The organism is Pseudomonas sp. HY2-MNA-CIBAN-0224 (assembly GCF_040310285.1).
In the GTDB taxonomy this organism is placed as follows: domain Bacteria; phylum Pseudomonadota; class Gammaproteobacteria; order Pseudomonadales; family Pseudomonadaceae; genus Aquipseudomonas; species Aquipseudomonas helleri.
Genome location: NZ_JBEOPQ010000846.1, coordinates 1 through 241, shown reverse-complemented (window position 1 = coordinate 241; position 241 = coordinate 1). Strand labels below are relative to the sequence as shown.

At 71.8% G+C, this 241-nt stretch carries 1 protein-coding gene; it reads left to right on the top strand.

The features are described from left to right. Positions 1-28 precede the first annotated feature (28 nt). The coding region (locus AAEZ03_RS28655; protein WP_350583374.1) for a hypothetical protein at positions 29-241 on the top strand (213 nt) is incomplete at its 3' end.

Below are 241 nucleotides of genomic sequence, written 5' to 3'. Positions count from 1 at the left end.
ATACACGGTGACGCGGCGCGGCACCGACATGACCGAATACCTGCTGTGCGCGCCCGTGATGCTCGCCGGCGAGGACGTGCCGGTGCGCAGCCTGCTCGGCAAGGTGGTGCGCACGACGCTGACCGGCAAGCGCGGGCCGCTGCTGCCCGACGACCTGCCGCGCTTCCCGGTCCGGCAATGGCTCGAATTCCTGACCGGGCTCGACCGGCGCACGGCGCTGGATCAGTACGCGACGCTGCGC